Origin of the sequence: Halochromatium sp. (assembly GCF_046541315.1) — a bacterium.
Taxonomy (GTDB): domain Bacteria; phylum Pseudomonadota; class Gammaproteobacteria; order Chromatiales; family Chromatiaceae; genus Lamprobacter.
Genome location: NZ_JBKHDN010000132.1, coordinates 1 through 7,919, shown reverse-complemented (window position 1 = coordinate 7,919; position 7,919 = coordinate 1). Strand labels below are relative to the sequence as shown.

General features: G+C 68.0%; 6 protein-coding genes. 4 read left to right on the top strand and 2 right to left on the bottom strand.

The features are described from left to right. Complete coding sequence (nifA, locus tag ACLFQI_RS09570) at positions 1-1,704, bottom strand: nif-specific transcriptional activator NifA (RefSeq protein ID WP_410758832.1); 1,704 nt, start codon at positions 1,702-1,704, stop codon at positions 1-3. After that, the gene (nifL, locus tag ACLFQI_RS09565; protein ID WP_410758830.1) at positions 1,697-3,310 is read right to left on the bottom strand and encodes a nitrogen fixation negative regulator NifL; all 1,614 of its coding nucleotides are present in this window, start codon (positions 3,308-3,310) and stop codon (positions 1,697-1,699) included. Before nifL ends, nifA begins: the two co-directional genes overlap by 8 nt. Before the next feature lie 654 nt (positions 3,311-3,964). Between nifL and rsxA the strand changes: the two genes are divergently transcribed. The 4 genes from rsxA to ACLFQI_RS09545 are packed head-to-tail and all read left to right on the top strand — an operon-like array spanning position 3,965 to position 7,900. Next, positions 3,965-4,540 carry an electron transport complex subunit RsxA gene (rsxA, locus tag ACLFQI_RS09560; protein WP_410758828.1) on the top strand — a complete coding sequence of 192 codons (576 nt, stop codon included), beginning with the start codon at positions 3,965-3,967 and terminating at the stop codon, positions 4,538-4,540. A gap of 22 nt (positions 4,541-4,562) precedes the next feature. Then, positions 4,563-5,090, top strand: coding sequence for an RnfABCDGE type electron transport complex subunit B (locus ACLFQI_RS09555; RefSeq protein WP_410758826.1), 528 nt, complete (start codon positions 4,563-4,565; stop codon positions 5,088-5,090). Positions 5,091-5,123: 33 nt separating this feature from the next. Then, positions 5,124-6,653 (top strand): electron transport complex subunit RsxC, encoded by a 1,530-nt coding sequence (gene rsxC, locus ACLFQI_RS09550; protein ID WP_410758824.1) that lies wholly within the window; start codon positions 5,124-5,126, stop codon positions 6,651-6,653. Next, positions 6,647-7,900, top strand: a complete 1,254-nt coding sequence (locus ACLFQI_RS09545) for an RnfABCDGE type electron transport complex subunit D (RefSeq protein ID WP_410758822.1) — start codon at positions 6,647-6,649, stop codon at positions 7,898-7,900. The genes rsxC and ACLFQI_RS09545 overlap by 7 nt, the downstream gene beginning before the upstream one ends. Positions 7,901-7,919 lie beyond the last annotated feature (19 nt).

Below are 7,919 nucleotides of genomic sequence, written 5' to 3'. Positions count from 1 at the left end.
TTAGAACTGCTTGACCTTGATGTTCATCGTCTGGATGCGATAGGCGATCTGGCGCGGGGTCATGTTGAGCAGGCGCGCGGCCTTGGCCTGGACCCAGCCGGCTTGCTCGAGCGCGGCGATGACGCGCTCGCGCTCGTCGATCTCGGGGTCGCTGAGATCGATCGCGGGGTCCGTGGCGCCAGCCCCCGTTGTCGAGCCGAACGCGGCGCGCGGTTCCGGCAGGTTGCCGACATCGAGCCCGGTGAGGTCGATCACGTCGCGGTCGATGATGCCGCACTCGCTCATCACCGCCGCGCGCTCCATGCAGTTCTCGAGTTCGCGCACATTGCCGGGCCAGTCGTAGCGCATCAACACGCGCAATGCGCTGTCGGTGATGCTCAGCTCGCGGCCCTGCTGCTTGGCGATCTTGGCGACCAGGAATTGCGCCAGCTCGGGCACGTCCTCGATGCGCTCGCGCAGCGCCGGCATGACGATCGGCATCACATTGAGGCGATAGTAAAGATCCTCGCGGAACTCGCCGGCCTTGACCTCCTGCTCCAGATTGCGGTTGGTGGCCGCGATCACCCGCACATCGACCTTGATGGTGCGGCTGCCGCCGACACGCTCGAACTCGCCTTCCTGCAGCACGCGCAGCAGCTTGGCCTGGAACGCCGGGCTGATCTCGCCGATCTCGTCGAGGAACAGGGTGCCGCCGTCGGCCTGCTCGAAGCGGCCCTTGCGCTGGCTCACCGCGCCGGTGAAGGCGCCTTTTTCGTGGCCAAAGAGTTCGGATTCGAGCAGGTTGTCGGGCAGCGCCGCGCAGTTGAGCTTGACGAAGGTGCTCTGCGCGCGCGGCGAGTTGTAATGGATGGCGTTGGCGATCAGCTCCTTGCCGGTGCCGGATTCGCCCCGCACCAAGACCGTGGTGTTCCACTTGGCGACCTGGCGCACCTGCTCGAAGACCACGCGCATGCGCTGGGTGTGGCCGATGATGCTGTCGAAGCCGTGGCTGCTCTTGAGATGCCGGCGCAGCGCGTCGCGCTCCTCGCGCAGGGCGCGGCGCTCGGCCTCGACCGAGCGCGCCAGCAGCACCGCCTGGCCGATGAGGTTGGCGACCATCTCGGCAAACCGCGCCCGCTGTTGCAGATGCTCGTCGCGCACCGGCGGCTGAATGGCGAAGACGCCGGCGGCAGGACCCTCGCCGATGCGGATCGGCACGCCGATGAAGGGCAGGTCACGGTTGAACATGCCGAGCTTGTCGAGGAAACGCGGCTCGTCGCCGACCCGCTCCAGCAGCCATTCGCGGTTGCTCTCGAGGATGTGCCCGATGACGCCCTCGCCGCGCCGATAGCGCACCTTCTCGAACGGGACCGCGTCGTCGTCGTGCAGGGCGCTGATCAGCAGATCGCCGGATTCCTCATCGAGCAGGCTGACCATGCCCAGGCAGAGGCGGTCGCGCCCATGCAGGGTTTGCAGCACCGCGCGCAGGGTCTCGCGCAGTTGCAGTGACCGGCTCAGGATGCGGCTGACATCGAACAGCGCGGCGAGCTGCGCCTCGAGCAGGTCGGCCCGCTGCGTCGGCCGGGATGTCTCCGGGTGCGTCTCCGGGGGTGTCTCCGGATGCGTCTCCGGGGGTGTCTCCGGGTGCGTCTCGAGGCGCAGCTCCGGGCATGGCGACTCTCTTCGATCCTTGTCGTACATCGGCACGGGGTCTGTGTTAGTCACGGGGCAAGGCGTTGGTCAAGGTCACGAGGAGGCGGCAGCCATCGTTGTAGTCGGGGTCGATCTCGATGCTGCCGCCATGCTGGTTGGCGATCTCCTGCGCCAGCGGCAGCCCCATGCCAGCGCGGCCGCGCCGCTGACGCCAGCCGATATAGAAGGGCTCGAAGGCCTTGTAGCGATCGCCGCTCGGGAAACCGGGGCCGCTGTCCTGGATGCAGACCTCGACCGCGTCCGCGAGCGCGCGGGTGCTGATGTGCAGTTCGCGCTGGCTGCGGCCGCTCTCGCGCGTCGCTTGCAGCGCATTGTCGATGAGGTTCTTGAACAGCGAGCGCAGTTCGGTCTGGCGCGCGGTGATCTCGGGCAGCACGTGCGCGGGACGCCAGTCGACGGTGACCCCGGAGGAGAGCAGGGCATCGGTCTCGAGCGCCAGCACATGGCGCAGCAGCTCGTTGACGTTGACGCTGACACCGGCCTCGACGATCTCGTCCGGGAGGGCCGCTTGCAGCGTCTTCAGCGCCTGCTCGCTGGTGGCGGTGATCTGTGCCAGGGTCGGCGCGAACCCCTCGATGGTGCCGGCGCCGTTGGCGAACATCGCACTGGCTGCGCGCAGCAGATTGAGCGGGGTCTGGATCTGGTAGCTGGCGGCGGCAAGGGCCTCGCGCATGCCTTGGGTGAGCCGTTGCTCGGCGATGCGCGCGCGCAGATGTTCGAGATGCGCGCGCTCGATCTCGCGATGGCGGGCGGTGACATCGGTCGCGAGCAGCAGCAGCCGCGCATCGCCGCGCTGGCCCCAGCCAAAGTAGCCGCGGGCACTGCCATCCTGCTCGCTGATGCGGGTGCCGGAGCAGGAGAACCAGCGCGGCCCCAGACTGCCGGGAACCTCGAGACTGACCTCGACGTTCTTGAAGTCCTCGCCGTCGCCGCTGGCCGGCACGGTCCGCTCGAGGGGATCGAAGCCGGCCTGCTCGCGCAACGCGGCGCGGATCAGCGGCAACGGCTCGCGCCCGCGCAGGTCGCCGAACAGCTTCTTGTACTCCATGTTATCGAGGATGATCTCGCCCTCGGCGTCGAGCAGCACCATCACCGTCGGTGCGGCATCGAGCACGTTTTCAATCCGGGTCTTCTGCTGCCTGAGCGCGCTCGCGAGTTCATGCTCGCGCGTCACGTCGCGATGCATGCCGAGGAAATAGGCGATCTCGCCGCTGCTATCGAGCACCGGCGAGATGGCCAACTCGGCGAGGTATTCAGCGCCCCCCTTGCGTTGGTTGACCAGGGTGCCGGTCCAGGTCTTCTTGCGTTGGATGGTGCGCCAGAGCTGGCGGTAAATGCTCTCCGGTGTCGCGTTGCTGGAGAGGATCGACTGGTTCTTGCCCAGCAGTTCGTCGCGCCGATAGCCGCTGAGATGCTCGAAGGCGGCATTGGCGTAGAGGATGTTCGCCGCTGAATCGGTGATCGAGATCGCCACCGGCGATTGCTCGACGGTCTCGAAGTAGAGCCGTGGCGGCAGTGGCTCGGAGGCATCGCCGGCCATCAACCGCAGGGCCGCGAGCACTTCGGGCGGCGTCCCCGCCGGGGGCTGGCGCAGGAAGGCCGCGATCGCATTGCGCACAAGCGGCTGCCCCTGCTCCGCGGCGGCGTTTGCTGACGCGCCCGACAGCGGGGCTGGATTCGAGCCGCCCGCTGTCGGGGCTGAAGCGGACGCGCCTGGCGGATTCGGAGACTGCGAGTGCGTTGCGTTGCCCTCCGCGGATGTTTGAGCCATCAGTGTTTCCTCTATCGTGACCTGTCGTTGTCGTCTCGCCAATCCGGGGTCGGCGGCGAGACCTCGGGTTCCGCTGAGCCGGGTCGTCCTAGAGACGTCAAGATCATGCAGGATTCATGCCGTCACGCATGCGCCTGTCGATGCCGCCGATGGGCCTTGCGGCAGGTCCGCTCATCACATCGAGCAACCGCTCGCCTTGTCGGGTTTGTGACAATGTGCTGCGCTGCAACATCCGGGGTGTCTCGTCCACGACAGTCGCGCCAGCGCTCGACCACCGGCATTGGTCCGGTCCAGGCAACATCCCATGCTCGGCTAGCTGGCCCCAGCCCCGATCCTAGCGCGCTTTGCAGTGCGGTTGAGGGTTGGGGATGCGGATCCTCTGCCGCGCTGAGCGCAATGCTCGCCGAGCTGGCATTCGGCTTGCTTTGCTCCTCTTCATCCTGCCGGCGAGCGGCCTTGGTCGCGCGCCTGCCCCCGTGCCGGAGGGCCCCAGCGAAGCCTATGACCGAGTCTCTGATGCTGATCCTCGCGACCGCGCTGGTGAACAACGTGGTGCTAGTCAAGTTCCTTGGTCTGTGTCCATTCATGGGCGTCTCCGGGAAGCTTGATACCGCGCTTGGCATGGGGTTGGCAACCACCTTTGTGCTGACCCTGGCGGCGGCGGCCAGCTGGCTGTTGCAGCATCTGGTGCTGGAACCGCTGGATATCGGCTTTCTGCGTATCCTGACCTTCATCTTGGTGATCGCGGCGGTGGTGCAGTTCACCGAGATGATGGTGCGCAAGCTCTCGCCCATGCTCTATCAGGTGCTCGGCATCTTCCTGCCCTTGATCACGACCAATTGCGCCGTGCTCGGCGTTGCGCTGCTCAATGTGCAGGAGCAGCACGGTTTCGTCGAGAGCCTGCTGTATGGCTTCGGGTCGGCGCTCGGCTTCACGCTGGTGATGGTGCTGTTCGCCGGGCTGCGCGAGCGTCTGGCGCTGGCCCGGGTGCCAGCGACCTTCGCCGGGGCGCCGATCGCCTTTATCGTCGCCGGACTGCTGTCGCTGGCCTTCATGGGCTTTGCGGGGCTGGCTTGATCCTCTGGAGCGTTTTGACATCATGGTTTCCGCAATCCTGAGTTTGACCGCCCTGGGCCTAGGGCTCGGCGCGCTGCTCGGCGTGGCGGCGCGGTTCTTGAAGGTCGAGGAGAGCCCGCTGGTGGCCGAGATCGAAGAGCTGTTGCCGGGTTCGCAGTGCGGTCAGTGTGGCTTTCCAGGCTGTGCGCCGGCCGCCGAGGCGGTTGCCGAGGGTAAGGCGCCGGTCACCCTATGCCCGCCCGGCGGCCGCGCCTTGGCGCAGGCGTTGGCGCAGCGGCTCGGGGTGGCGCTGGACCTGAACAGCGTCACCGAGCAGGCGCCGCAAATCGCCTATGTGCACGAACGCCTCTGCGTTGGCTGCACCAAGTGCTTCAAGCGCTGCCCGACCGATGCCATCGTCGGCGCCAAGGATCAGATTCATGCCGTGTTCGAGGACGCCTGCATCGGCTGCGGCGACTGCGCCGAGGTCTGCCCGACCGAGTGCATCGAGATGCGCGCGCAGACACAGACCCCCTCGAACTGGGTCTGGCCCCAGCCGCTGGTCGCGTGACGGCCCCCATCCATGCTTGCTGAGGCCCGAGCGATGCGCTTGTTTAGAATCCGCGGCGGCGTGCATCCCGACGACCGCAAGACCCTCGCTGCCGGCCGCCCGATCGAGCCGCTGCCGCTACCGAGGTTGCTGCACATCCCGCTGCAGCAGCATATCGGCGCGATCGCCAATCCGCTGGTGCAGCGGCGCCAATACGTCGCCAAGGGCGAGCTGATCGCGCGCGCCCAGGGCGCGGTCTCGGCGCCGATCCACGCGCCGACCTCGGGCCGCATCGTCGGCCTCGGGCTCTATCCGGCGAATCATCCCTCCGGGCTCTCGGTGCGCACCATCAGCCTGCAACCGGATGGCAAGGATCGCTGGCATAAGCGCATCGCCGGGGTCGATGACCCCTTCGCGCTGGCGCCAGACGAGATCGCCCGGCGCGTCGCCGCGGCCGGCGTCGTTGGCATGGGCGGCGCCACCTTCCCGGCGGCGGTCAAGCTCGGGCTCGGCAAGCGGTATCGGCTCTCGACCCTGGTCATCAACGGCTCCGAGTGCGAGCCCTATCTGACCTGCGACGATCAGCTGATGCGCGAGCAGGGCGCGGCGATCGTCGACGGCGCGCGCATCATGGCGCATGCGCTCGGTGTGCGCCGCATCGTCATCGGCATCGAGGGCAATAAGCCCGAGGCGCTCGCCGCCATGCAGCGTGCCACGGCCGATTTCGCCGCGTTCGAGGTGGTGCGCCTGCCGCTGCGCTATCCGATGGGCTCGGAGAAGCATCTGGTGCAAACACTGACCGGCCAGGAGACGCCGGCACGTGGCCTGACCGCCGATATCGGCGTGGTGGTGCACAATCCGGCCACCGCCTTCGCCGTGCACGAGGCGTTGCGCTTCGGATATCCGCTGATCTCGCGCGTGGTCAGCGTCACCGGCGGGGCGATCAGCGCGCCGAAGAATCTGCGCGTGCTGATCGGCACCAAGATCGAGGATCTGGTCGAGCATTGCGGACGCTTCCGCGAGGAGCCCGCGCGGCTGATCGCCGGCGGGCCGATGATGGGCCAGCCGATCCCGGAGTTGCGGGTCCCGGTGATGAAGGGCACCAACGGCATCCTGGCCCTGACCGCCGCCGAGACCGGCCTGCGCGAGGCCGCTCCCTGCATCCGCTGCGGCAGTTGCGTGCAGGCCTGTCCCTGCGGATTGGTGCCACTCGCCATGGCGGCCCAGGTGCGCGCGGGCGATCTCGAGGCCGCAGTCGCGAACGGGCTGATGGACTGCATCGGCTGCGGCTCCTGCGCCTATGTCTGCCCGGCACATCTGCCGCTGGTGCAGTCCTTCAATCACGCCAAGGGCGAATTGGCCGCGCGCGGGCGCGCCAAGCAGAAGCAGACCGAGACCAAGCGCCTGGCCGAACAGCGCGCGCGGCGGCTGGAGGCGCAGAAGCGCGCCAAGCGCGAGGCGATGGCCAAGCGCAAGCGCGAGGCGGATGCGAAGAAACAGGCCGAGGCGGCGGCCAAGGTCGCGCCTCAGCAAGCGCCAAGGTCGACGCCGGACAAGGTCGTCGAGGAGCTGGACGCATGCTAGCGCCAGCACTGGTCGCCAGTCCCCATGCGCATGCGCCGGTCAGCATCGAGCGGACCATGCGGTTGGTCATGCTGGCGTTGCTGCCGGCGACGCTGCTCGGCCTCTGGCAGTTCGGCTGGCCGGCGATCTTTCTGTTCCTGGTGACGCTCGGTGCCGCGCTCCTGTTCGAGGCGCTGGCGCTGATCCTGGCCGGCAAGCCGCTCAAGCCCAGCCTGCTGGATGGCTCGGCCCTGCTCACCGGCTGGCTGCTGGCGCTGACCTTGCCGCCCTGGGCGCCTTGGTGGATCGGCGTGGTCGGCGCCTTCGTTGCCATCATCGTCGGCAAGCAGGTCTTCGGCGGACTCGGCCAGAATCTGTTCAATCCGGCGATGGTGGCGCGGGTGGTGCTGCTGGTCTCGTTTCCGCTGGAGATGACGCAGTGGGTCGGCCCGCACCCGCTGTTCTTCGCGCCGGCGCCCACTGTCGGCGATGCGCTGAGCATCAGCCTGGACGGGCTGGCTGCGCCCTGGGATGCGATGAGCGGCGCCTCGCTCCTCGGTCAGGTCGATCTCGCCCGGCAGCAAGGGCAGGATCTGGGCGCGGCGATGCCGGCGCTGTTCCCGCCGCTCGGCGCGCTGCTCGGCGGCATCCCCGGCAGCCTGGGCGAGACCTCGGCCTTGTTGCTGCTGCTCGGCGGGCTGTTCCTGCTGCGCCAGGGCGTGATCGACTGGGTGATCCCGGTCGCGGTGCTGCTCGGCGTCGTGCTGCCTGCCAGTCTGTTGCATCTGATCGATCCGACGCGCTTCGCCGGGCCGCTGCTGCATCTGCTCGCCGGCGCGACCTTGCTGACCGCCTTCTTCATCGCCACCGATCCGGTCACCTCGCCGGTCTCGCGGATCGGGCAGGCGGTGTTTGGCGCTGGCATCGGCCTGCTGATCTATCTGATCCGCACCTTTGGCGCCTATCCCGAAGGCGCCGCCTTCGCCATCCTGCTGATGAACGCGGCGACGCCGATGCTCGATCATTATCTGAAACCGCGCATCTTCGGCCGCGACCGGCGTGGGCAACCGCTGCCGGTGCCCGAGGAGGCGACTGGCCAGGCCGCTGGTCGTGCCGTTGGTCGTGCCGCTGGCCAGGCCGCTGGTCGCGCAACGGGTCAGGCCGCTGATCCTGCAACGGGTCGTGCCGCTGATCCTGCAACGGGTCGTGCCGCTGACCAGGCCGCTGGGCGTGCCGCTCATCAAGCGGCCGGGGAGGGCAAGCGATGAGCGAAGGCCAGGTCCCCAC